Annotated in this window: 1 tRNA gene; it reads left to right on the forward strand. The window is 54.7% G+C overall.

Features of this window, described 5'->3' with window-relative positions:
- Positions 1-50 precede the first annotated feature (50 nt).
- Positions 51-126: transfer RNA gene (locus FDX03_RS06845), tRNA-Thr, on the forward strand.
- Positions 127-201 lie beyond the last annotated feature (75 nt).

Below are 201 nucleotides of genomic sequence, written 5' to 3' on the forward strand. Positions count from 1 at the left end.
GGGGTCTCCCCATGCGAGAGTAGGGAACTGCCAGGCATCAAATTTAGTGTGCTGATATGGCTCAGTTGGTAGAGCGCACCCTTGGTAAGGGTGAGGTCCCCAGTTCGACTCTGGGTATCAGCACCAGTTTTTCGGGTTAAAGTTTGGCACTTAGTAAAGAATTTGCCTGGCGGCTGTAGCGCGGTGGTCCCACCTGACCCC

This window comes from Citrobacter sp. wls827 (assembly GCF_005280875.1).
In the GTDB taxonomy this organism is placed as follows: Bacteria; Pseudomonadota; Gammaproteobacteria; order Enterobacterales; family Enterobacteriaceae; genus Citrobacter; species Citrobacter youngae.